The organism is Mycobacterium colombiense (genome assembly GCF_001672755.1).
GTDB classification, from domain to species: domain Bacteria; phylum Actinomycetota; class Actinomycetes; order Mycobacteriales; family Mycobacteriaceae; genus Mycobacterium; species Mycobacterium colombiense_C.
Genome location: NZ_LZKI01000073.1, coordinates 18,724 through 39,646, shown reverse-complemented (window position 1 = coordinate 39,646; position 20,923 = coordinate 18,724). Strand labels below are relative to the sequence as shown.

Sequence of the window (20,923 nt, the reverse complement as noted above, 5' to 3'; positions counted from 1 at the left end):
CCAGCGTGGCGACGGCGAGCGCCGGAAGCGGCGCGAGTAAGGAGCGCGCCATCGAACCCAGCGTGAACCGTTCGGTGGCGGACAGCCATGATGTTCAACATGTCCGGCGGGCCTCGAAACCAGGCGAAGTCCTCAGCGAGTGCGCAAGGACTGTGCGATTTCATCGACGCCTCTCCGTCGCCATTTCACGTGTGCGCCACGGTGGCCGCTCGGCTGATCGCTGCCGGATACACCGAACTGAGCGAGGCTAAACACTGGCCGTCCGAGCCGGGGCGTTACTTCACCGTGCGGGCGGGCTCGCTGGTCGCGTGGAATTCCGACGGCGCCGACGGGCCGTTCCGAATCGTGGGAGCGCACACCGACAGCCCCAACCTCAGGGTGAAACAGCATCCCGACCGGGTGGTCGCCGGTTGGCGGGTGGTGGCGCTGGAACCGTATGGGGGCGCGTGGCTCAACTCGTGGCTGGACCGCGATCTGGGCATCAGCGGGCGCCTGTCGGTGCGGGCGGACGACGAGGACGGCGGGATCGCGCACCGGCTGGTGCGCATCGACGAGCCGATCCTTCGGGTGCCGCAGCTGGCCATCCATCTGGCCGAGGACCGCAAGTCGCTGACGCTGGACCCGCAGCGACACCTCAACGCGGTCTGGGGTGTCGGGGAGACGCCGCGGTCATTCGTCGATTTCGTCGCGGAGCGCGCCGGTTTGCCGGCGTCCGACGTGCTGGCCGCCGATCTGATGACCCACGACCTGACCCCCGCCACCGTGATCGGCGCCGACGCCAGCCTGCTGAGCGCGCCCCGGCTGGACAACCAGGCCAGTTGCTACGCGGGGCTGGAGGCGCTGCTGGCCGTGGAACCGGCCGGGGCCCAGCTGCCCGTGTTGGTGATTTTCGATCACGAGGAGGTCGGATCGTCGTCGGATCACGGCGCGCAATCCGACCTGCTGGGCACCGTGCTGGAGCGAATCGTGCTGGCGGCCGGCGGTAGCCGCGAGGACTACCTGCGCCGGCTGCCGGCCTCGCTGTTGGCCTCGGCGGACATGGCACACGCCACCCACCCCAATTACCCGGAGCGGCACGAGCCCGGCCACCGGATCGCGGTCAACGCCGGGCCGGTGCTCAAGGTGCACCCGAATCTGCGGTACGCCACCGATGGCCGCACCGCCGCGGCGTTCGCGCTGGCCTGCCGGCAGGCCGGAGTGGAGCTGCAGCGCTACGAACACCGGGCCGACCTGCCGTGCGGGTCGACGATCGGGCCGCTGACCTCCGCGCGCACTGGCATCCCCACCGTCGACGTCGGCGCCGCTCAACTGGCGATGCACTCCGCGCGCGAGTTGATGGGCGCGCACGACGTGGCTGCCTATTCGGCCGCGATGCAGGCGTTTCTCTCCGCGGACTAGCGGCATAGGGTCTGCCGGTATGGCGCTCAACGTGGAGATGTTGACCTTCGATTGCGACAACCCCGCGAAGCTGGCCGGCTGGTGGGCCGAGCAGTTCGGCGGGACGACGCACGAGGTGCTCGCCGACGAGTTCACCGCGGTGACCTTCGGCGAAGGGCTGCGGCTCGGGTTCCAGAAGGTGCCCGATCCCGCGCCCGGAAAGAACCGCGTGCACCTCGACTTGAGTGCGGCAGACGTCGACGCCGAGGTGTCGCGGCTGACGGCGGGCGGAGCGACCGAGGTCGGCCGACACCAGTTCGGCGAAAGCTTCCGCTGGGTGGTGCTGGCCGACCCCGAGGGCAACGTGTTCTGCGTCGTGCGTCAGTAGCTCGCGGACTTTGGGTGTGCGCCCTGGGCGTTGGGTGTGCCTGCAGGGCGGAAAATCGCGGGATTTCCGCCACCAGTGCACGCGCAAGTACGCGGCGCACCCGCCGCTCAGCCCCGGCGCACAAGACCGGGTCGTAGCGGATGACGTCTCCACGACGAGGCCGTTGCGGGTGCGAACCCGGTCGAGGCGTCGGATCTGGCAAGGTCCGTCCGGGCCGGTGCCGCGACCCACATAATGCAAGAACACCAGCTCCCAGCCGCAAACGTTCGCCACGGGCGTCAGGGCGGGGAGCGCGCCCGGGGGCCGCCCAGCCCTAGACTGTCTGGCGTGACTGTCTCCGGGACGAGTGCGCGCACCCAGGCCATCGACACCGTCGAGCACGCCGCCACCACTCCCGACGAACCGCAGCCCTTCGCCGAGCTGGGCCTCAAAGACGACGAATATCAGCGCATCCGCGAGATCCTCGGCCGTCGCCCCACCGACACCGAGCTGGCGATGTACTCGGTGATGTGGAGCGAGCACTGCTCCTACAAGTCGTCCAAGGTGCACCTGCGCTACTTCGGCGAGACCACCACCGACGAGATGCGCGCCGGCATGCTGGCCGGCATCGGCGAGAACGCCGGCGTCGTCGACATCGGCGACGGCTGGGCGGTCACATTCAAAGTCGAGTCGCACAACCACCCGTCCTACGTCGAGCCCTATCAGGGTGCGGCCACCGGGGTCGGCGGGATCGTCCGCGACATCATGGCGATGGGCGCGCGGCCGGTCGCGGTGATGGACCAACTCCGGTTCGGCGCCGCGGATGCGCCGGATACCCGTCGCGTGGTCGACGGCGTGGTCCGCGGCATCGGCGGCTACGGCAACTCGTTGGGCCTGCCCAACATCGGCGGCGAGACCGTCTTCGATGCGTGCTACGCCGGCAACCCGTTGGTGAACGCCATGTGCGTCGGTGTGCTGCGCCAGGAGGACCTGCATCTGGCCTTCGCCTCCGGCACCGGCAACAAGATCATCCTCTTCGGTGCCCGCACCGGACTCGACGGCATCGGCGGAGTGTCGGTGCTGGCGTCGGACACGTTCGATATCGAAGACGGCGGGGGACCGGCCCGCAAGAAGCTGCCCTCGGTTCAGGTCGGCGACCCGTTCATGGAGAAGGTGCTCATCGAGTGCTGCCTCGAGCTGTACGCCGGTCACCTGGTGGTCGGCATCCAGGACCTGGGCGGTGCCGGATTGTCATGCGCCACTTCGGAATTGGCGTCAGCTGGCGACGGCGGGATGGCGATCCAGCTGGAGACCGTGCCGCTGCGGACCAGCCAGATGACGCCCGCGGAGATCCTGTGCAGCGAGTCGCAGGAGCGGATGTGCGCCGTCGTCACACCGGAAAACGTCGACGCCTTCATGGCGGTCTGCCGCAAGTGGGACGTGCTGGCCACGGTGATCGGCGAGGTCACCGACGGCGACCGGTTGCGGATCACCTGGCAGGGCCAGACGGTCGTCGACGTGCCGCCGCGCACCGTCGCCCACGAAGGCCCGGTCTACCAGCGTCCGGTCGCCCGCCCCGACACGCAGGACGCCCTGAACGATGACAGCTCGACGCGGCTGCCGCGCCCGGCCACCGGTGGTGAACTGCGCGCGACTTTGCTTGCGCTGCTGGGCAGTCCGCACCTGTGCAGCCGCGCATTCATCACCGAGCAGTACGACCGGTACGTGCGCGGCAACACCGTGCTGGCCGAGCACGCCGACGGCGGCGTGCTGCGCGTCGACGAATCCACCGGCCGCGGCATCGCCTTGTCGACCGACGCGTCGGGCCGCTACACGAAGCTGGATCCCTACGCCGGCGCCCAGCTCGCCCTCGCCGAGGCCTACCGCAACGTCGCCGTCACCGGGGCGGCCCCGGTCGCGGTGACCAACTGCCTGAATTTCGGTTCGCCCGAAGACCCCGGGGTGATGTGGCAGTTTTCGCAGGCGGTGCGCGGCCTGGCCGACGGCTGTGTGGCCCTGGGCATTCCGGTGACGGGCGGCAACGTCAGCTTCTACAACCAGACGGGGTCGACGGCGATCCTGCCCACCCCGGTGGTCGGGGTGCTCGGCGTCATCGACGACGTCGGCCGGCGCATCCCCACCGGTCTGGGCACCGAGCCCGGGGAAACCCTGATGCTGCTTGGAGATACGCGCGACGAGTTCGACGGTTCGGTCTGGGCGCAGGTGACCGCCGACCATCTCGGCGGGCTCCCGCCCAAGGTGGACCTGGCCCGCGAGAAGCTGCTCGGCGAGGTGCTGCGTTCGGCGTCGCGCGACGGCCTGGTGTCCGCGGCGCACGACCTGTCCGAAGGCGGTCTCGCGCAGGCCATCGTCGAAGCCGCCCTGGCCGGCGAAACCGGTTGTCGCATCGTGCTTCCCGAGGATGCCGACCCGTTCGTGACGTTGTTCTCCGAGTCGGCGGGCCGCGTGTTGGTGGCGGTGCCGCGCACCGAGGAGAGCCGGTTCCGTTCGATGTGCGAGGCGCGGGGGCTGCCGGCGGTGCGCATCGGCGTGGTCGACCAGGCGTCCGACGCGGTGGAGGTCCAGGGACTGTTCACGGTCTCGCTGGCCGAACTGCGCGAGACCTCCGAGGCGGTGCTGCCGCGGCTCTTCGGCTGAGTGCCCACAGCGACACCTGATGTCTGACAAGCATTTTCGTCGGGCTGGTGCATTGTTGTTGGCCGCCGCACTGGTCGGCTGGAGCTTCGTCAGTCCCCGGTTGCCGGCCTGGTGGCGAGCGGTGCTGCAGGCCGGCGCGGGCGGCCTGCTGGTGTCGATTACGCGTGCGCCCCTCGGCCTGGGCCCGCCCCGGCTACGGGCCGGCCTGCGGCTGGGGTCGCTGGCCGCGTTGCCGACGGCTTGCGCGGTCGCGGCGACCACCCTGCTGCCGCCGGTGCGCCGATCGATGGCCGGCCGCGAGCCGCCGGCGACGGCGCCGGATTGGCTGCTGCTGCGGATACCGGTGGCCACCGTGTGGTCGGAGGAGTCCGCCTTTCGCGGGGCGCTGGCCGCCGCCGGCTCCGCCGCATTCGGACAACGCGGCGGACGGTTGTTGCAGGCCGGCGCTTTTGGCCTGTCGCACATCGCCGATGCGCGCGCGACCGGTGAGCCGGTGGCCGGCACCGTGCTGGTCACCGGCATCGCGGGCTGGCTCTTCGGTTGGCTGGCCGACCGGTCGGGCAGCCTGGCCGCACCCATGCTCGCGCACCTGGCCATCAACGAAGCAGGGGCGATCGCCGTGCTGGCCGTGCAGGCCTCGAAGCGCTGACCGGTCGTCCGGGGATGAGGCGCAGCCCTCGAGCGGCGGGCCCCACGATTTTGAGACGCTGGGGTATGGCCCCGCGCGACAAAGCCGATCCGGCGACGACCCGGCAGGCCGTGCTGGCCGTCGCGGACTGGCTGCGCGACGAATCTCGCCCGGCGCCCGACCGGCAGGAATTGGCGACGGCCGTGCGGCTGACCGCCCGCACCCTGGCCGCCGTGGCGCCCGGTCGCAGCGTCGAGCTGCGCATCCCGCCGTTCGTCGCCGTGCAGTGCATCGCCGGGCCCACCCACACCCGGGGCACGCCACCCAATGTGGTGGAGACCGACCCGCGGACCTGGCTGCTGCTGGCCACCGGAAAGTCGTCGTTCGCCGAAGCCCAGAGCACCGGTGCGCTGCGGCTTTCCGGCTCGCGTGCCGGTGAGATTGGCCACTGCCTGCCCTTGTTCGATGTGGGCTGAACATAACCCTGAACTGCAGGTTTAGGGATTTCCACCGGCAATTCCTCGCTCAACACGCCCGGGGGATTCGTCGGCGCGGCTCCGGTGCCCGTAGACTCCGTTACGTCACCAACCGTTCCCCGGGGAGCTGCCTAATCGTGACCGTCCAAGAGCCCGAAGAGGATTTCAGCGCACCCCGTGAAGAATGCGGTGTATTCGGGGTCTGGGCCCCGGGCGAGGACGTCGCCAAACTCACTTATTACGGCTTGTACGCGCTGCAGCATCGCGGCCAGGAAGCGGCCGGCATCGCCGTCGCCGATGGATCCCAGGTGCTGGTCTTCAAAGACCTCGGCCTGGTCAGCCAGGTGTTCGACGAGCAGACGCTGGGCGCCATGCAGGGCCACGTCGCCATCGGCCACTGTCGCTACTCGACCACTGGCGACACGACTTGGGAAAACGCGCAGCCGGTGTTCCGCAACACCGCGGCGGGCACCGGGGTTGCGTTGGGACACAACGGGAACCTGGTCAACACCGCCGAGCTCGCGGCCCGCGCCCGCGACGAGGGGCTGATCGCCAAGCGCGCCCCGGCGCCGGCCACCACGGACTCGGACATCCTGGGCGCGCTGCTGGCCCACGGCGCGGCGGACGCCACCCTGGAGCAGGCGGCGCTGGACCTGCTGCCGACCGTGCGCGGCGCGTTCTGCCTCACCTTCATGGACGAGAACACCCTGTACGCGTGCCGCGATCCGCATGGGGTGCGGCCACTTTCGCTCGGACGGCTGGACCGCGGCTGGGTGGTGGCCTCCGAGACGGCGGCGCTCGACATCGTCGGCGCGTCGTTCGTGCGCGACATCGAACCGGGCGAATTGCTGGCGATCGACGCCGACGGCGTCCGTTCCACGCGTTTCGCCAACCCCACCCCCAAGGGCTGCGTCTTCGAGTACGTCTACCTGGCCCGACCGGACAGCACGATCGCCGGCCGGTCCGTCCACGCGACGCGGGTGGAGATCGGTCGGCGGCTGGCCCGGGAGCGTCCCGTCGAGGCCGACCTGGTGATCGGCGTGCCCGAGTCGGGCACGCCCGCCGCGGTCGGATACGCGCAGGAGTCGGGCATCCCCTACGGCCAGGGTCTGATGAAGAACGCCTACGTCGGCCGCACCTTCATCCAGCCGTCGCAGACCATTCGCCAACTCGGTATCCGGCTGAAGCTCAATCCGCTTCGCGAGGTGATCCGCGGCAAGCGACTCATCGTCGTCGACGACTCGATCGTGCGCGGCAACACCCAGCGCGCCCTGCTGCGGATGCTGCGCGAGGCCGGGGCGGTCGAAGTGCACGTCCGGATCGCCTCGCCCCCGGTCAAATGGCCCTGCTTCTACGGCATCGACTTCCCGTCGCCGGCCGAACTGATCGCCAACGCGGTCGAAGACAAGAAGGAGATGCTCGAGGCGGTGCGGCATGCCATCGGCGCCGACTCGCTGGGCTACATCTCGCTACGCGGGCTGGTCGCGGCCTCCGAACAGCCGGCGTCGCGGCTGTGCACCGCGTGCTTCGACGGCCAGTATCCGATCGAACTGCCCGGGGAAACCGCGTTGGGCAAGAACGTCATCGAGCACATGCTCGCGAACGCCGCTCGCGGCGCCGGCCTCGACGATCTCGCGGCCGACGAAGTGCCCGTGGTGCGCTGAGGGAACTCGGTTGTACACCTTCGCCGACGTTTGATACCGGCCGTCAGCGGCGCCCGGTAGCCTTTATCGCGATGACGGATCCCGGAAAGAGCCCCGGACGCCAGCACGGCAGTCAGGGCATCACCTACGCGTCGGCCGGGGTGGACATTGAAGCCGGCGATCGCGCCGTCGAATTGTTCAAGCCGCTGGCCACAAAAGCCACGCGACCCGAGGTTCGGGGCGGCCTGGGCGGATTCGCCGGCCTGTTCGCGCTACGCGGCGACTACCGCGAACCGCTGCTCGCGGCCTCCACCGATGGCGTCGGCACCAAGCTGGCGGTCGCCCAGGCGATGGACAAGCACGACACCGTCGGGCTGGACCTGGTCGCGATGGTGGTCGACGACCTGGTGGTGTGCGGCGCCGAACCGCTGTTCCTGCAGGACTACATCGCGGTGGGCCGCACGGTCCCGGAACGGTTGAGCGCCATCGTCAGTGGCATCGCCGAGGGATGTGTGCGGGCCGGCTGCGCGCTACTGGGCGGCGAGACGGCCGAACACCCCGGCCTGATGGAACCGGACCACTACGACATCTCGGCCACCGGCATCGGTGTCGTCGAGGCCGACGACGTGCTGGGGCCCGACCGTGTCAAGCCCGGCGACGTCATCATCGCGATGGGCTCGTCCGGCCTGCACTCCAACGGATATTCGCTGGCGCGCACCGTGCTGCTCGAAATCGACCGGATGAACCTCGAGGGCTATGTGGAGGAGTTCGGCCGCACCCTGGGCGAAGAGCTGCTCGAACCCACCCTCATCTACGCCAAGGACTGCCTGGCGCTCACGGCCGAAACCCACGTCCGCACCTTCTGCCACGTCACCGGCGGCGGGCTGGCCGGCAATCTGCAACGTGTCATCCCGCACGGGCTGGTCGCCGAGATGGACCGCGGCACGTGGACGCCCGCGCCGGTGTTCGCCATGATCGCCCAGCGTGGCCGGGTGACGCGCGAGGAGATGGAGAAGACGTTCAACATGGGTGTCGGCATGATCGCCATCGTGGCTCCCGAAGACACCGACCGCGCCCTGGCCATCCTGACCGCCCGGCACCTGGACTGCTGGGTACTGGGCACCGTCGGCAAAGGCGGGAAAGAGGGCCCGCGGGCCAAGATGGTCGGTCAGCACCCGCGATTCTAGGGAGCTCGGACTCCGATACAACTAATGCGGCGCCGGTGCACTACGCATCGGCGCCGGGGCGTTGGCTCTACCGCCGCCAGCTGTCCTGGTCGTCCCAGGATTCGTCGGATCCGTCGCTGTCCAGTTCGCTGGACTCGTCCGAACCCGTTCCGGACAGCTCTTGCTGAAGCCGCTGGAAGTCGGTCTGCGGAGAACTGTATTTGAGTTCTCGAGCAACCTTGGTCTGCTTTGCCTTAGCCCGGCCGCGGCCCATGGGGGAACCCCCTCGCGCAATAACGGAGCGGCCTAACGAGTAGGCGGCTCCGATCTCCTGGTGTCGTATTGTCCTGCCAACAGTTTACCGTGCCCCGCCACCGGGCGTTGGCGCCCCCTGCTTGCTGTGGCGGACGTTACCGTTCATTATCCCGCACCGCCCCGCAACCGTTCAACAGCTAACCGTCCGGCGCCGATCTGTTCGGTTGCAGGCAGGGAATCGGCATCGATCACCGCAGCCACCGAGGCCTCCGCTCCGGTCGCCAATTCCGTGTCTGCGGGCAGCCCGCGCTTCAGCAGTGCCAGTGCTATGGGGCCGAGATCCACGTGGTCGACGACGGTGCCGAGGCGGCCGACCGTGCGGCCGCCGGCCAGCACCGGATCCGCGGTCGACGGCCGGTCCACCGATCCGTCGAGGTGCAGCAGCACCAGCATGCGAGGCGGCCTGCCCAAATTGTGCACCCGCGCGACGGTCTCCTGCCCGCGGTAACAGCCCTTGTCCAGGTGGACGGCCCCGGCGTCGGGGCCCCCGATCCATCCCACCTCGTGCGGAATCGTGCGCTCATCGGTGTCGACGCCGAGACGGGGCCGCACCGCCGCGACGCGGTGGGCTTCGTAGGCCCACACCCCGCTGGGCCGCACCCCGGCCTGCGCCAGGCGTTTTCGCCAGTCGCCGACCGCCGCGCGCGGAACCAGCAGGTCCAGCTCGATCTGGCCGCCCGGGGTGCCCGGCATCCGCCGCACGAAGCCGTCGCCGATGGCAACCGCGGTCAGCTCGGCGGGCAGCGCATCCACCCCGAGCGCGTCGAGAACCGTCTGATCAGCCAGCTTCGGGCCGAGCAACGACAGCACGGCCAGATCGGCGGCGGCCGGGGTGACCTCCGACCAGAACACCATCTTGTGCAGGTATTGCAGCAGCGGCTCGGCCCGCCATGGCTCGGTGTCGAGGTAGGTGGCGCCGGCCAGCTCGGTCTGGATCCAGTGATCCTCGACGCGGCCCTGGCCGTCGAGGCTGAGGTTCTGCGTGCTGGCGCCATCGGGGAGGTCGCTGACGAACTGCGTCGAAATGCTGTGCAACCAGGTCTGCCGGTCGTTTCCGGTCAGGGTGAGCACGCCGCGGTGCGAGCGGTCGACCAGTATCGCCTCGTTGTCGGCCGCACGCTGCTCGCCGAGCGGGTCGCCGTAATGCCAGACGGCACCGGCGTCGGGTCCGGTCTCAGGGGCGGGAACAGCGCGGGTCACGAGTCAACTCTACGGACCGGCCGGCCCGGGCGAGCCCGGCGTCGCCGCGATTGCGGTCGCGGGCTGGGGGCATTGGATAGGCTTCTCCACCATGGCCGGCCCAACGGGTGTGATCGTCACGCTGGACGGCGAAATACATTCGCCCGACGCGCCCCTGCTGCACGCCGACGACCTGGCAGCGGTCCGCGGCGACGGTGTCTTCGAGACGCTGTTGGTTCGCGACGGCAGGGCCTGTCTGATCGAGTCGCATCTGCAGCGGCTCACCCAGTCGGCCGCACTGACCGATCTGCCCGAGCCGGATCTGCCGCGGTGGCGACGCGCGATCGAGGTAGCCACCCGTCAGTGGTGCGCGGGCAGCGCCGACGAGGGCGCGATGCGGTTGATCTACAGCCGCGGGCGCGAGGGCGGTTCGGTGCCGACGGCCTTCGTCATGGTCAACGCCGTTCCCGAACGGGTGACGGCGGTCCGCAGTGGCGGGCTGGCGGCGATCACGCTCGACCGCGGGCTGCCCGCCAGCGGTGTCGATGCAATGCCCTGGCTGCTGGCCGGCGCCAAGACCCTGTCCTACGCGGTCAATATGGCGGCCCTGCGCCATGCCGCCCATCAGGATGCCGGTGACGTGATCTTCGTCAGCACGGACGGCTACATTCTGGAAGGCCCACGCTCGACGGTGGTGATCGCCACCGCCTCCGAGACGCCGTGCCTGCTGACGCCGCCGCCGTGGTATCCGATCCTGCGCGGCACCACCCAGCAGGCCTTGTTCGAGGTGGCCAGGGACAAGGGCTATGACTGCGACTACCGGGCGCTGCGCGTCGCGGATCTGCATGCCGCCCAAGGCGTTTGGCTGATCTCCAGCATGACCTTGGCCGCCCGCGTGCACACCCTCGATGGGCGTCCGCTGCAGCCGTCACCGATGGCGACGGACTTCGCCGAACTGATCGACGCCGCCATCGTCAGCGATCGCTGAGCGCTGAATTCTGTTGTCGGCTGGCCGATCCGCCGGTACGGTCGGTCGTACACAAGGAAGGAGGTGGTCCGCGAAATTGATAGCTTCATGGACATGTGAGGTGGCTGCGCGCTAGCAGCACTGCTCGGAAGAGCTGGCGTCACAAGTGCGCTAGCGAATTCCCCGCAGTCACCCGGCCCCCGAGCTTCCGGTTTTTGTCCAACCAGGAACACGGCTCGGGGGCCGCTCCATGTCTGGACGCGGTAGCGGCGCGGGCCGGTCGCTAACCGGCGAAGCGGGACAGCCGAGCCGAAAGATGCGGCACCAGACCGCCGTCGGCGTCCACCCGCTCCTCGACGTAGGCGAGGTCGCCGCCCTCGACGATGCCGTAGAGGCGTTTGGCGCCGCCGACCAGCACGCCCGACCTGCTGCGGGCCAGCGCGTCGGTGACCAACTCCCACGACGACTGGGTCAGCGGGCGGCCGTAGAACAGCTCGACGTAGCCCGCCGAATGGGCCAGCAGCAGTTCGATCGCGTGAGATTCGCCGGGGTCGTCGGGATCGGGGACAAAGCGCCAGAAACCGGTCTCGCGCAGGCCGCGTTCTTCGTAGTCGCCCGTCTCGCTGAGCCGCCAGGACCGGGCTTCCCAGTTCAGGTAGTCGCCGCCGTCGTGCGAGACCACGATCTGCTGGCCGAAGCGGTAATCGCCGTCGTGCCCACGGCCTTCGCCTTCGCCGCGCCAGACACCCACCAGCGGCAACAGCGCCAACAGGTCATCGCTCAGGTTGGCGCCTTCGCGGAGGTTCGCGGTGTCGGCGGGCAGGGGCAGGTCATCGTAGGACGGGATGTTGCGCCCGGCGGTCAGCTTGGCGCGCTCAGCGGCGGCGGCCACGGCCCGGTCGCCGGAACCGGCGGAACTCAGCGGTTCGTCGGAACTCACGACTCGTCAGTGATGAGCCGATAGAGGGTGTACAGGGCGAACCATGAAATCACCACGACCGCCACAACCAGCATGATCTCGAAGAACAGCACCACGGGGCCAAGTCTATTCGTCCCGCGGCGTCCCCGTCGGGGGCGGCCGGCGGGTCAGGCGATCTTGACGTCGACCTCGTGGATGCCCGCACCGGACGGCGCCACCACGGCGTCGCCGTTGCCGGCCTTCGACAGGGCACGCAGGGTCCAGGATCCCGGTGCGGCGAAGAACCGGAAGTCACCGGTGGCCGACGCCACCACCTCGGCGGTGAACTCGTCCGAGGAGTCCAGCAAGCGGACGAACGCGCCCCCCACTGCCTGGCCCTCGCCGTCCACGACGCGACCGGTGATCACCGTTTCCTTCTCCAGGTCGACGCTGGCGGGCAATGTCAGTCCTTGTTTCGGTGCAGAGCACATATCAGCTTCCCAACTCGATCGGGGCACCCACCAGGGAGCCGTATTCCGTCCAACTGCCGTCGTAGTTCTTCACATTCCGATGCCCGAGCAATTCATAGAGAACGAACCACGTGTGCGACGACCGCTCGCCGATGCGGCAGTAGGCGATCGTTTCCTTGTCCCCGTCGAGGCCGGCGCCGGCGTAGAGCTTGGCCAGCTCCTCGTCGGACTTGAAGGTGCCGTCCTCGTTCGCGGCCTTGCTCCACGGCACGTTGATGGCGCCGGGGATGTGGCCGGGCCGCTGGCTTTGCTCCTGCGGCAGGTGCGCGGGCGCCAGGATCTTGCCGGAGAACTCGTCGGGGGAGCGCACGTCGACCAGGTTCTTGACGTTGATGGCGGCGATGACGTCGTCGCGGAACGCCCGGATGGTGTTGTCCGGTGCGGCGGCGGTGTACGACGTCGCCGGCCGGTTGACGGGCTCGCTGGACAGCGCGCGGCCGTCGAGCTCCCATTTCTTGCGGCCGCCGTCGAGCAGCTTGACCTTGTCGTGGCCGTACAGCTTGAAGTACCAGTAGGCGTAGGCGGCGAACCAGTTGTTGTTGCCGCCGTACAGGATCACGGTGTCGTCGTTCGAGATGCCCCGCTCGCTGAGCAGTTTGGAGAACTGCTGAGCGTCGACGAAGTCGCGTTTGACCGGGTCCTGCAAGTCGGAGCGCCAGTCCAGCTTGATCGCGCCGGGGATGTGGCCGGCGTCGTAAGCGCTGGTGTCTTCGTCGACTTCGACGAAGACGACGCCTGAGGCGTCGAGATTGCTCTCAGCCCAGTCGGTGGAGACCAGGACGTCGGAGCGTGCCATGGAGTGGATCCTTTCAATCGCTTTTGTTACAGCAGGTCAGGTGGGACGCGCAGGGCGCCGGAAACGGGCCACCAGCGGATAGAGCTGGCAGCCGAGGCAGACACCGAAGGCCGCGTTGAGGAACGCGGCCGCAAGGGCGGCCGCGGTGGCGATGACGCCGAACAGGACGGCGCCGGTGGCGAATCCGGCGATTCCGAGCGCCGCGAAGATCAAGCCGACCAGTTGGGCGAACTTCAGCGGTGGGGTCGGCTCGCGATCCTGCACCGGGCCCAGCCGCGGTGCGACGACGGCGGCGAAGATCCGGCCGTAGGGGTGCTTGCGCGGCCCACCGGCCGCGCCGATGGCGAAGATGACGGCCTGGACGGTCAGGATCACCGCCGCGGCCGGCGGACTTGCCGCGGACACGACGAGCGCGAGCAGCAAGACTGCGGTGGTGACCCAAGCTGCGAATCGTGGTCCACGCACGTCGACCAGGTCGGGCTGCTGCGTGGTGGTGTTGTTGCTTGGCAAGGTACTACTCCTCGATACCTCTGTTGCTGACGGAACGACGAATGGAGACGTGCCACGGTCTGGAACCCGGGCCGCTCCGAGTGCTACGCGGAAGCGCGGCTACTCAGCAGCAACAGCAACAACAACAGCCCGCAGTGCGGCACAGTTCAACTGCGCGACGCTGGGTGAGCATGGGCTCGAGGCGGGCTGACACGTCGGTCAGCTTACCCAATGACACGGTGGTCAAGCCAACAGCGGTTTCAGGGCGGACCGCAGGTCGGCGCTGCTGGGCACTCCGGACGTGCGGTATCGCTGCCGGCCGTCGACGTCGAAGATCAACGTGGTGGGCAATGACAAGACCGAATACCGGCGTGCGGTGTCCGGATTGGCGTCCAGGTCGACCTCGACGTGCGCCACATCGCCCAGGTCGTCGCAGACCTGCTCGACGACCCGGCGGACCCGATCACACGGCCCGCACCACGGGGCGCTGAAATGCACCACGGTCGGCCCGCTGCGGGACAGCCCCAGCGCCGCGATGTCGGCGTCGGTGTCCCGATCCGGCTTGGTGTCGACTTCGCGGATGCGTCCGGAGCGCCGGGTCAGCAACCACCCGGCCAGGGTTGCCGCGGCGAGCACCGCGACGGTCACGACTATGACGGTCATGACTGCTTAAACCCGTCGAGGGTCACGGTTACTCCATGGGTGATGCCCTCGATGATGACGTCGGATCCCCGAGCGCCCTCGGTGGTCGGCGCGACACCGAACGGCAGGCGCTGATTGGGCAGCCTGCCGCTGAAGGCGTGCAGCACGGCGCCCTGTTTGTCCGCCGGCACGGTCTGGTTGGCGGTGTCCGATCCGGTGAGCACGCCGGTCGGGGTGAACACCAGCGTCGCCGGGTCGTCGGGGGCGATGGACAGGTCGACCGAGACGCTGACCCGGCGATCGAAGCCCGCCGATTTGGGTGTGCCGGTGAACACCAGCCCGTGGCTGTCCGAGATGCCCGACGCGGTCACGCCGCCAGTGGAGGTGTTGGTTTCCTTAGGCGGCGCCTCGACCATCAGGTCGCTGATGCCCATGAACCGGCCCAGGTGCGTCGAGTCGACGATGATGCGGCTCTCCAGCTTGCCCACCGCGAGCTTCGCGTCGGGGCCGATCAGCCACGACGCCCGGGCGAGGTCCACCGAGTACATCGTGGCCTCCAGGGTGGCCCGGCCGGTCATCGCGTGGTCGACGGCGTTGGCCTTGATCTCCACCTGGCTGTAGTTGCCGCGCATCGCCTGCGGAATGAACGGAAACGCCACGATGGCCACGAACGGGTCGGTGCCCAGCCTGGCCGCTTTACGGACGCTGGACGACAGCCGGTATTCGGCATAGATGCTGGTCCCGTAGTCGAAACCGATCGCGCCAAGGGCGACCACCGCAACCAGGATCGCCATCACGGTCACAGCAATCAGCACCTTGCGCACCCGGACATTGTGGCGCAACACCGGAGCGCCGGTCGCCGCCGGATCGGTCGTGGCGGCGCTCACACCGGCTTGTCTGCCACGCGAAAAAGCCAGGTGACACGTTATCGTTAGATGACCTGGTAACTAACGCTTAACGACGTTGTGAAATTGGGAGATGCCGTTCCCCCGAGCTGGAGGGGCTAGTTGGAGCTACTACTGCTGACCTCGGAGCTTCATCCCGACCCGGTCTTGCCGTCGCTGTCCCTGCTTCCACATGCCGTCCGGACGGCGCCGCCAGAACCCTCTTCGTTGCTCGAGGCCGGGACTGCGGATGCGGTGCTCGTCGACGCCCGCACCGATCTGTCCTCGGCGCGCGGGCTGTGCCGCCTGTTGAGCACCGCCGGCCGGTCGGTCCCGGTGCTGGCCGTGGTGAGTGAGGGCGGGCTGGTGGCCGTCAGCTCGGACTGGGGCCTGGACGAGATCCTGCTGCCCACCACCGGGCCCGCCGAGGTCGATGCGCGGCTACGGCTGGTGATCGGCCGTCGCGGCGTGCTCGCGGACCAAGAGAGCGCCGGCAAGGTCAGCCTGGGCGAGTTGGTGATCGACGAAGGCACCTACACCGCCCGGCTGCGGGGCCGTCCGCTGGATCTCACGTACAAAGAATTCGAGCTGCTCAAGTACCTGGCTCAACACGCCGGGCGGGTGTTCACCCGTGCGCAGCTGCTGCACGAGGTGTGGGGATACGACTTCTTCGGCGGCACCCGCACCGTGGATGTGCACGTGCGCCGGCTGCGGGCCAAACTCGGTCCCGAGTACGAGGCGCTGATCGGCACCGTCCGCAACGTCGGCTACAAGGCGGTACGCCCGGCGCGGGGCCGCACGCCGGTCGCCGAGCCCGACGAGGCCGACGAAGTCGACGCCGAATCCGAATCGCAGGGCGTCCAAGATCCGTTGGTCGATCCGTTACACACGCAGTGACGCCGCCCGACTGGCGCCGGGCGCTGACGGTCGAAGAGCAGCGGGGCGTACGCGAACTTGTCAGTGCGGCAACCGAATCCGATGGCGTCTCGCCGGTTGGCGAGCAGGTGCTGCGCGAGCTCGGACATGACCGCACCGAGCATCTGCTGATCACGAATCCCGAGGCCGGCGATGCGATCGTCGGCTACCTCAACCTGAGTCCGCCACGCGAGGGGGAGACCGGGATGGCCGAACTCGTGGTGCACCCGCAGGCGCGTCGCCGCGGTATCGGGTCCACACTGGCACGCGCGGCGCTGGCCAAAACCGGTGCGGGAAACCGGTTCTGGGCGCACGGCACGCTCGAGCCGGCCCGCGCGACCGCGGCGGCGCTGGGCCTGGCGCCCGTGCGGGAACTGATGCAGATGCGACGCTCGCTGCGCGACCTGCCCGAAACCGTGCCGTCGGTGCCCGGGGTCAAGATCCGCACCTATGCGGGCACCGCCGACGACGCCGAACTGCTGCGGGTCAACAATGCCGCGTTTGCCTACCATCCCGAACAGGGCGGCTGGACCGATGTCGAGCTGGCGGAGCGCCGCAACGAACCGTGGTTCGACCCGGCGGGCCTGTTCCTTGCGTTCGCCGACTCGGGCAGTGAGGCCGGCACGTTGCTGGGTTTCCACTGGACGAAGGTGCATCTCGATCGACCCGGGCTGGGCGAGGTGTACGTGGTGGGCGTCGACCCGTCGGCGCAGGGCCGCGGCCTGGGGCAGGTGTTGACCGCCGTCGGCATCGACTGGTTGGGCCGACGCCTCGCTGACGCTCCGGAGCCCACCGTGCTGCTCTACGTGGAGTCGGACAACGTCGCCGCGGTGCGGACCTACCAGCGTTTGGGCTTCAGCACCTACAGCGTCGACACCGCGTACGCGGTCGTACCCGCGGCCAGATGACGCGGGTATGAGCCGCGCGTACCCAGATCGTTAATCTGGTCCTGGCCACCAAGACGTTGCTGCGCACCGCGTTGGCGCATATTTTCGCCGGCGCTCGGCAACCTCACATGACAGATGGCCAGCGGCGCCCACATGCGTCCGGAACGCGTCAGGAAAGCGAGATCGGTGAGGCTCGACAGGCAGGGCAGGGCGCTGGCCGCCGTGGCGTTGGCGACGGCGCTCGGTGCCGGAACGCTGACCGCCTGCGGCAGCGACGAGAATCCCCGCGGGGCCGGTGCGCCCAGCTCCGGCATAACCGGAACGGCGGGGTGCGGCGGCAAGGACAAGCTGACGGCGGAGGGCTCGACCGCTCAGGAAAACGCGATCACGGTGTTCAACCAGGTGTGGGGTCGGTACTGCCCGGGCAAAGGCCTGGCCTACAACCCGACCGGATCGGGCGCCGGCCGTGAGCAGTTCATCGTCGGACATGTCGATTTCGCGGGCGCGGACTCTCCCTTGGTCGCCGACCAGATCGGGCCCGCGGCCAAACGCTGCGACGGGAACCCGGCGTGGGACCTGCCGCTGGTCTTCGGCCCCATCGGGATCGTCTACAACCTGCCCGGAAATCCGGCCCTGGTGGTCAACAGTGACGCGCTGGCCAAGATCTTCACCGGCAGGATCACCAGCTGGAACGACCCGATCCTGGCGGCCCTGAATCCGGGCACGGCGCTGCCCGACTCCAAGATCACGCCGATCTACCGGACCGACTCGTCCGGGACCACCGACAACGTTCAGAAGTATCTGACCGCGGCCGCGCCGCAGAGCTGGTCCAAAGGGGTCGGCACGGAATTTCAGGGCGGCGTCGGCGAGGGCGCCGCGAAGTCGGCCGGCGTCATCCAGGCCGTGCGGGCCACCCCGGGCGCCATCGGATACGTCGAGAAGGGCTTCGCCGACCAGGCCGGCGTGCCCTACGCCAAAATCGCCACCCGCGGCGGCGTGATTCCGCTGACCAACGACACGGCCGGGAACGCCGTCAACGCGGCCCGCTTCCTGGCCGAGGGCGATGACCTGGTGCTCGACCTCAATGCCATGTACGGCTCGGAGGAACCGGGCGTCTACCCGCTGCTGCTGGTCACCTACGAGATCGTGTGCTCAAAGGGCTACGACGCGCAGACCGCCGCGGCCGTCAAATCGTTTCTCTCCATATCCGCCACGAGCGCGCAGGGCGAACTCGCGAAGGCCGGCTACGTCCCGCTGCCCGATAAGGTCAGGGAGCGACTGATCACGGCCATCAACGCGATGCAGTAACCAAGTGAACCGGGTTTCAAGGAGCGACAGCAGAACTGTGACGGGATCACAGTGACAACGCCAAATCCCATCGACGCGGGTTCGGGTGCGGTTGTCGCCGCGCCGTATCCGGAGAAGCAGGCCACACCGACCAGCCCCTGGGGGGAGGGGCGGCCCGATGTGGCGGACCGGGTCTTCCGCCGGCTCGCGCAGTCGTCGGGGGTGGTCATCATCGTGGTCATCGCCGCGATCGCCGCCTTTCTGCTCGGACGCGCGATACCGGCGCTGCACCGCAATCGGGAGAACTTCTTCAGCTACGGCGGTGTGTGGGTCACCACCGATCCCTCCGCGATGCACTTCGGCATCGCCAGCCTGGTCCCGGTCACCGTGTTCGTGTCGCTGTTCGCGTTGATCCTGGCCATGCCGGTCGCGCTGGGCGTGGCCATTTTCATCACCCAATACGCGCCGCGGCGGGTCGCCACACCGCTGGCCTACTCGGTCGACCTGCTGGCCGCGGTGCCCTCGATCATCTACGGGGCGTGGGGCCTGTACGTGCTGGCGCCCCAGCTGCGGCCCGTCGCCGTTTGGCTCAATCGCTCACTGGGCTGGTGCTTTCTGTTCGCCAGCGGCAACGCGTCGCCCGCGGGCGGGGGCACGATCTTCACCGGCGGTGTCGTCCTGGCGGTGATGATCCTGCCGATCATCACCGCGGTCACGCGCGAGGTCTTCGTCCAGACACCGCAGGACCAGATCGAGGCCATGCTGGCGCTCGGTGCCACGCGCTGGGAAGTGGTCAAGATGGTCACGCTGCCGTTCGGTCGGTCGGGCTACGTCAGCGGCTCGATGCTCGGGCTGGGCCGCGCCCTGGGCGAGACGGTGGCGCTGCTGATCATCCTGCGCGGCACCCAATCGGCGTTCGGCTGGTCACTGTTCGACGGCGGCTCCACGTTCGCGACCAAGATCGCCGGCGCCGCGGCCGAATTCGACGACCGGTACAAGGCCGGCGCGTACATCGCCGCCGGGCTGACGCTGTTCGTCCTCACCTTCCTGGTCGACGCCCTGGCGCGGGGCGCCGTCGCCGGAGCCGAGCGGAAGGGCGCCCGATGACCTCGATGCTGGACCGCCCGCTCAAGCCGCGGACGTTCTCGTCGGTCAGCTGGCGCCGTCGTATCACGAATTACATTGCGACCCTGCTTGTTTCGTTGGCACTGCTAATTGCGGTGACCCCGCTGGTGATGGTGCTGTGGTCGGTGGTCGCCAAGGGCTTCAAGGCGGTGGCGTCAACCACATGGTGGTCGCACTCGCAAGCGGGGATGACGGCATTCGTGACCGGCGGAGGCGCCTACCACGCGCTGGTGGGCACCGTGCTGCAGGGATTGTTGTGCGCCCTCATCTCCGTCCCGCTCGGGCTGATGGTCGCGATCTATCTCGTCGAGTACGGCGGTGGCACCGCGCTGGGCAGATTGGCCTCGTTCATGGTGGACATCCTCAGCGGTGTGCCGTCAATCGTTGCGGCACTGTTCATCTATGCGTTGTGCGTGGCAACGCTGGGACTTCCCCGGTCGGAGTTCGCGGTGTCGCTGGCGCTGGTCCTGCTGATGCTCCCGGTGATCGTGCGGGCCACTGAGGAGATGCTGCGGATCGTCCCGATGGACCTTCGCGAGGCGAGCTACGCGCTGGGCATCACCAAGTGGAAAACCATTGCCCGGGTGGTCATCCCCACCGGGCTGTCCGGCATCGTCACCGGGATACTGCTGGCCATGGCCCGGGTGATGGGGGAGACCGCGCCGCTGCTGATCCTCGTCGGTTACGCACAATCGATGAACTTCGATATCTTCAGCGGGTTCATGGGGACGCTGCCCGGCATGATGTTCAACCAGACGACGGCCGGCGCTAGCCTCAACCCCATCCCCACGGATCGGTTGTGGGGTGCCGCGTTAACCCTCATCCTGGTGATCGCCACCATCAACGTCGCGGCCCGGGTGATAGCGAAATTTCTGGGCGTCAGAAGTCACAGGCAGGAGCACTAAGTGGCCAAACGGTTGGACCTCAAAGGCGTCAACATCTATTACGGATCGTTTCACGCGGTCTCGGATGTGACGCTGTCGGTTCTGCCCCGCAGCGTGACGGCGTTCATCGGCCCGTCGGGTTGCGGCAAGACGACGGTGTTGCGCACGCTCAACCGGATGCACGAGGTGGTGCCCGGCGGACGGGTCGAGGGCAGCGTGCTGCTTGACGACGAAGACATCTACGGCGCCGGAGTCGACCCGGTCGGCGTGCGCCGGGCCATCGGCATGGTGTTCCAGCGACCGAACCCGTTCCCCGCCATGTCAATTCGCGACAACGTCGTCGCCGGCCTGAAGCTGCAGGGTGTGCGCAACCGCAAGGTGCTCGACGAGACCGCCGAGTATTCGCTGCGCGGGGCGAACCTGTGGGACGAGGTCAAGAACCGGTTGGACCGGCCCGGCGGCGGACTGTCCGGCGGGCAGCAGCAGCGCCTGTGTATCGCACGGGCCATCGCCGTGCAACCCGATGTGCTGCTGATGGACGAGCCGTGTTCGGCCCTGGACCCGATCTCCACGATGGCCATCGAAGAGCTGATCAGCGAACTGAAGCAGGACTACACCATCGTCATCGTCACGCACAACATGCAGCAGGCCGCCCGGGTCAGCGACTACACGGCGTTCTTCAACCTGGAGGCCGTCGGAAAGCCGGGGCGGCTGATCGAAGTCGACGACACCGAGAAGATCTTCTCCAACCCGAGTCAGAAGGCGACCGAGGACTACATTTCCGGCCGCTTCGGCTAGCCGGGCGCCGCA

23 protein-coding genes are annotated in these 20,923 nt (G+C 68.6%); 14 read left to right on the top strand and 9 right to left on the bottom strand.

Annotated elements, in window-relative coordinates:
• Positions 1 to 90 precede the first annotated feature (90 nt).
• From A5708_RS09900 to purM, 7 genes are all read left to right on the top strand, one after another.
• The gene (locus A5708_RS09900) at positions 91 to 1,398 is read left to right on the top strand and encodes a M18 family aminopeptidase (RefSeq protein ID WP_196772595.1); all 1,308 of its coding nucleotides are present in this window, start codon (positions 91 to 93) and stop codon (positions 1,396 to 1,398) included.
• Positions 1,399 to 1,417: 19 nt separating this feature from the next.
• The gene (locus A5708_RS09895) at positions 1,418 to 1,765 is read left to right on the top strand and encodes a VOC family protein (RefSeq protein ID WP_065028445.1); all 348 of its coding nucleotides are present in this window, start codon (positions 1,418 to 1,420) and stop codon (positions 1,763 to 1,765) included.
• Positions 1,766 to 2,092: 327 nt separating this feature from the next.
• Positions 2,093 to 4,402, top strand: coding sequence for a phosphoribosylformylglycinamidine synthase subunit PurL (purL, locus tag A5708_RS09890; RefSeq protein ID WP_065028444.1), 2,310 nt, complete (start codon positions 2,093 to 2,095; stop codon positions 4,400 to 4,402).
• Between the two features lie 19 nt (positions 4,403 to 4,421).
• Positions 4,422 to 5,051, top strand: a complete 630-nt coding sequence (locus tag A5708_RS09885; protein WP_065028443.1) for a CPBP family intramembrane glutamic endopeptidase — start codon at positions 4,422 to 4,424, stop codon at positions 5,049 to 5,051.
• Between the two features lie 65 nt (positions 5,052 to 5,116).
• On the top strand, positions 5,117 to 5,506 hold the full coding sequence (locus tag A5708_RS09880; RefSeq protein WP_065028442.1) for a sterol carrier family protein: 390 nt from the start codon (positions 5,117 to 5,119) through the stop codon (positions 5,504 to 5,506).
• A gap of 137 nt (positions 5,507 to 5,643) precedes the next feature.
• Complete coding sequence (gene purF, locus A5708_RS09875) at positions 5,644 to 7,170, top strand: amidophosphoribosyltransferase (protein WP_065028441.1); 1,527 nt, start codon at positions 5,644 to 5,646, stop codon at positions 7,168 to 7,170.
• A gap of 71 nt (positions 7,171 to 7,241) precedes the next feature.
• Entirely contained in the window at positions 7,242 to 8,336 is a 1,095-nt protein-coding gene (purM, locus tag A5708_RS09870; RefSeq protein WP_065028440.1) for a phosphoribosylformylglycinamidine cyclo-ligase, read from the top strand.
• Between the two features lie 67 nt (positions 8,337 to 8,403).
• Here purM and A5708_RS09865 read toward each other — a convergent pair whose 3' ends face one another.
• Together A5708_RS09865 and A5708_RS09860 are read right to left on the bottom strand one after the other, a co-directional pair.
• The gene (locus A5708_RS09865; protein ID WP_065028439.1) at positions 8,404 to 8,589 is read right to left on the bottom strand and encodes a DUF3073 domain-containing protein; all 186 of its coding nucleotides are present in this window, start codon (positions 8,587 to 8,589) and stop codon (positions 8,404 to 8,406) included.
• Between the two features lie 146 nt (positions 8,590 to 8,735).
• On the bottom strand, positions 8,736 to 9,830 hold the full coding sequence (locus A5708_RS09860) for a YgfZ/GcvT domain-containing protein (protein WP_065028438.1): 1,095 nt from the start codon (positions 9,828 to 9,830) through the stop codon (positions 8,736 to 8,738).
• Between the two features lie 109 nt (positions 9,831 to 9,939).
• Between A5708_RS09860 and A5708_RS09855 the strand changes: the two genes are divergently transcribed.
• The gene (locus A5708_RS09855; RefSeq protein ID WP_155765970.1) at positions 9,940 to 10,797 is read left to right on the top strand and encodes an aminodeoxychorismate lyase; all 858 of its coding nucleotides are present in this window, start codon (positions 9,940 to 9,942) and stop codon (positions 10,795 to 10,797) included.
• A gap of 262 nt (positions 10,798 to 11,059) precedes the next feature.
• On the opposite strand, the gene A5708_RS09850 is transcribed toward A5708_RS09855, so the two are convergent.
• From A5708_RS09850 to lmeA, 7 genes are all read right to left on the bottom strand, one after another.
• Positions 11,060 to 11,716, bottom strand: a complete 657-nt coding sequence (locus tag A5708_RS09850; RefSeq protein WP_065028436.1) for an FABP family protein — start codon at positions 11,714 to 11,716, stop codon at positions 11,060 to 11,062.
• 146 nt (positions 11,717 to 11,862) lie between these two features.
• Positions 11,863 to 12,165 carry a DUF1416 domain-containing protein gene (locus A5708_RS09845; protein WP_007777644.1) on the bottom strand — a complete coding sequence of 101 codons (303 nt, stop codon included), beginning with the start codon at positions 12,163 to 12,165 and terminating at the stop codon, positions 11,863 to 11,865.
• A 1-nt stretch (position 12,166) separates the two neighbouring features.
• Positions 12,167 to 13,000, bottom strand: coding sequence for a sulfurtransferase (locus A5708_RS09840; RefSeq protein ID WP_065028435.1), 834 nt, complete (start codon positions 12,998 to 13,000; stop codon positions 12,167 to 12,169).
• Positions 13,001 to 13,036: 36 nt separating this feature from the next.
• A complete protein-coding gene (locus A5708_RS09835; RefSeq protein WP_065028434.1) occupies positions 13,037 to 13,510 on the bottom strand; it encodes a DUF4395 domain-containing protein in 474 nt (157 codons plus the stop codon).
• A gap of 103 nt (positions 13,511 to 13,613) precedes the next feature.
• The gene (locus tag A5708_RS27965) at positions 13,614 to 13,703 is read right to left on the bottom strand and encodes an Ms5788A family Cys-rich leader peptide (protein ID WP_369332967.1); all 90 of its coding nucleotides are present in this window, start codon (positions 13,701 to 13,703) and stop codon (positions 13,614 to 13,616) included.
• Positions 13,704 to 13,732: 29 nt separating this feature from the next.
• On the bottom strand, positions 13,733 to 14,152 hold the full coding sequence (locus tag A5708_RS09830) for a thioredoxin family protein (RefSeq protein ID WP_065028433.1): 420 nt from the start codon (positions 14,150 to 14,152) through the stop codon (positions 13,733 to 13,735).
• Positions 14,149 to 14,925, bottom strand: coding sequence for a mannan chain length control protein LmeA (lmeA, locus tag A5708_RS09825; protein ID WP_065028609.1), 777 nt, complete (start codon positions 14,923 to 14,925; stop codon positions 14,149 to 14,151). The genes A5708_RS09830 and lmeA overlap by 4 nt, the downstream gene beginning before the upstream one ends.
• Positions 14,926 to 15,138: 213 nt before the next feature.
• Here lmeA and A5708_RS09820 point away from each other — a divergent pair, with 213 nt between their 5' ends.
• From A5708_RS09820 to pstB, 6 genes are all read left to right on the top strand, one after another.
• The gene (locus A5708_RS09820; protein WP_065028432.1) at positions 15,139 to 15,912 is read left to right on the top strand and encodes a winged helix-turn-helix transcriptional regulator; all 774 of its coding nucleotides are present in this window, start codon (positions 15,139 to 15,141) and stop codon (positions 15,910 to 15,912) included.
• Positions 15,909 to 16,838 (top strand): mycothiol synthase, encoded by a 930-nt coding sequence (gene mshD / locus A5708_RS09815; RefSeq protein ID WP_065028431.1) that lies wholly within the window; start codon positions 15,909 to 15,911, stop codon positions 16,836 to 16,838. Before A5708_RS09820 ends, mshD begins: the two co-directional genes overlap by 4 nt.
• A 165-nt stretch (positions 16,839 to 17,003) precedes the next feature.
• Positions 17,004 to 18,125: a phosphate ABC transporter substrate-binding protein PstS gene (gene pstS / locus A5708_RS09810; protein WP_065028608.1), complete on the top strand. Its 1,122-nt coding sequence runs from the start codon at positions 17,004 to 17,006 to the stop codon at positions 18,123 to 18,125.
• Between the two features lie 51 nt (positions 18,126 to 18,176).
• On the top strand, positions 18,177 to 19,211 hold the full coding sequence (pstC, locus tag A5708_RS09805) for a phosphate ABC transporter permease subunit PstC (RefSeq protein WP_419538318.1): 1,035 nt from the start codon (positions 18,177 to 18,179) through the stop codon (positions 19,209 to 19,211).
• Positions 19,208 to 20,134, top strand: coding sequence for a phosphate ABC transporter permease PstA (pstA, locus tag A5708_RS09800; RefSeq protein ID WP_065028429.1), 927 nt, complete (start codon positions 19,208 to 19,210; stop codon positions 20,132 to 20,134). Before pstC ends, pstA begins: the two co-directional genes overlap by 4 nt.
• Positions 20,135 to 20,911 carry a phosphate ABC transporter ATP-binding protein PstB gene (gene pstB, locus A5708_RS09795; RefSeq protein ID WP_065028428.1) on the top strand — a complete coding sequence of 259 codons (777 nt, stop codon included), beginning with the start codon at positions 20,135 to 20,137 and terminating at the stop codon, positions 20,909 to 20,911.
• The last annotated feature ends 12 nt before the right edge of the window (positions 20,912 to 20,923 follow it).

Excerpts from the sequence above, each read along its gene's own strand:
- A5708_RS09900 (WP_196772595.1), top strand. The coding sequence starts at position 91 with ATGTTCAACATGTCCGGCGGGCCTCGAAACCAGGCGAAGTCCTCAGCG.
- A5708_RS09895 (WP_065028445.1), top strand. The coding sequence starts at position 1,418 with ATGGCGCTCAACGTGGAGATGTTGACCTTCGATTGCGACAACCCCGCG.
- A5708_RS09885 (WP_065028443.1), top strand. The coding sequence starts at position 4,422 with ATGTCTGACAAGCATTTTCGTCGGGCTGGTGCATTGTTGTTGGCCGCC.
- A5708_RS09880 (WP_065028442.1), top strand. The coding sequence starts at position 5,117 with ATGGCCCCGCGCGACAAAGCCGATCCGGCGACGACCCGGCAGGCCGTG.
- purM (WP_065028440.1), top strand. The coding sequence starts at position 7,242 with ATGACGGATCCCGGAAAGAGCCCCGGACGCCAGCACGGCAGTCAGGGC.
- A5708_RS09865 (WP_065028439.1), bottom strand. The coding sequence starts at position 8,589 with ATGGGCCGCGGCCGGGCTAAGGCAAAGCAGACCAAGGTTGCTCGAGAA.
- A5708_RS09845 (WP_007777644.1), bottom strand. The coding sequence starts at position 12,165 with ATGTGCTCTGCACCGAAACAAGGACTGACATTGCCCGCCAGCGTCGAC.
- A5708_RS09840 (WP_065028435.1), bottom strand. The coding sequence starts at position 13,000 with ATGGCACGCTCCGACGTCCTGGTCTCCACCGACTGGGCTGAGAGCAAT.
- A5708_RS09830 (WP_065028433.1), bottom strand. The coding sequence starts at position 14,152 with ATGACCGTCATAGTCGTGACCGTCGCGGTGCTCGCCGCGGCAACCCTG.
- lmeA (WP_065028609.1), bottom strand. The coding sequence starts at position 14,925 with ATGGCGATCCTGGTTGCGGTGGTCGCCCTTGGCGCGATCGGTTTCGAC.
- pstA (WP_065028429.1), top strand. The coding sequence starts at position 19,208 with ATGACCTCGATGCTGGACCGCCCGCTCAAGCCGCGGACGTTCTCGTCG.